Source organism: Pseudoduganella sp. RAF53_2, from assembly GCF_052113985.1.
Lineage (GTDB): Bacteria > Pseudomonadota > Gammaproteobacteria > Burkholderiales > Burkholderiaceae_D > Rugamonas.
Window position 1 is genome coordinate 1 of the sequence record NZ_JBFRDW010000977.1, and the last position, 1,461, is coordinate 1,461.

The following is a 1,461-nucleotide window of genomic DNA, read 5'->3' on the forward strand; positions in this document are numbered from 1 at the left end:
ATGCAGAACATCACCCAGGTCGACAAGCAGCTACGGGATAGCCTGCTGGAATATGTTGTGCGATTGAATCGGCTTGATCGCATGAAGGTGCCTGTTGTCAGTGGCGCACTCAAGCTGCTTACCGCTAGTGCTACTGATGGCAATTTGCCGCGCCTGCATATCGGCGTCGTGCGCCTTGGTGCTGGTCCTGATGGTCTTGTTGCTGACCGCTGGGTGTTCCGTGGTGATGACCTAAACCGGGCGTACAGCACCACGCAGGTGTTTTCTGAGAGCTACCCACACGGTACGCATTCGCTGCTGTCGGCGTGGCATTTGTCTGCCAAGGTCGYCGTGCCTTCGGACTTTGTAGGCCCGATCCGGCCCGGAAATCTTGACGCTCAGCTTGTGCGGCCGCGTGCCCTTCCTCCTAAACCGGTTTCGAAACATATGCCTAAATTTCTTACTTTCTCCGTGTTGCTTGGTGCTGTGCTCGGCGCATTCGGTATGAAGTTCTTCGGGCCTGCAGTTGGTGCCGTTGTAGCAGCGGAGCCTGCGCCTGTCTTTTCCGACAAGCTAAAAATAGTCGGGATCATCGAGCAGGGCGCACGGCCAACTTTGGTGTTGTCTGATGGGCGTGTCGTGGTTCCGCTGCGCTTCCGCGTTGGCGTCAACGGCCGTGAGGCTCAGATCAACGCTACTACTTGGGTTCGGGAGGCAGAGTGAAACGATTTATATCAATTCTTTTTCTGGTAGCGGCTCCTGCGTTTGCCAAGTCGCCGGTGAGCTTCGATTTCAATGGAGTGCCGGTGTCCACGTTTGCCCAGGCTACATTTAGGACATTGCTGCATCGTGACTATGTGATGGCGCCGGAATTGGTCGGTGCGGAAAAGCGGATCACAGTGAATGTAGGGGCGCTTGACGAGGCTGAAGTGCCAGCGTTCGTTGAGGGCGTGCTGGCGCAGCAAGGCATTGCTGTCTCTGAAAAGAAGGGCATTTATTACTTGTCCGCTGCAAAGACGGAGCTTCGTACTGGTGACGAATCCACGCCACAGGAGGTAGTAAAGCCAGACGTTGACAGGGTCGAACGTCCACCGTTGGTTGAGGCTGCGCCTGATGCTAAATCGGTGGTCTATAACCCGCAGAATCGATCCAGTGATTTTCTGGTCACCGTGTTGACAAGCGCTTTTGGCACGCGGTCTGCGCATGCTGCTGGTGCCGCTGTTCTGTTGGTCGGGTCGGAAAAGGATCTGGGCAAGATGGTTGAGTTGGTGACTGCTTTGGATTCTATGCCGAAGCGTGTGGACGTCTCGGCGTCTTGGGTCGAGGTCACTGATAGTGGTTCTAGTGGCCGCGGGATTTCTGTGCTTGCATCCGTTTTGGGCGCTAAGTTCGGGGCGCAGTTGGGGCCTGTTTCATCGCCCTCCGCGATTACTCTTAAAAACGCGAATTTCCAGTTGGTGCTCGACGTGCTCAATACTGATT

At 55.5% G+C, this 1,461-nt stretch carries 1 protein-coding gene and 1 pseudogene; both read left to right on the forward strand.

From position 1 onward, the window contains the following. Positions 1 to 702, forward strand: a pseudogene (locus AB4Z11_RS31580) (hypothetical protein); the annotation flags it as partial. After that, positions 699 to 1,461: hypothetical protein (locus AB4Z11_RS31585; protein WP_442030111.1), on the forward strand; the 763-nt coding region annotated here is incomplete at its 3' end. The pseudogene AB4Z11_RS31580 and the gene AB4Z11_RS31585, both read left to right, overlap by 4 nt.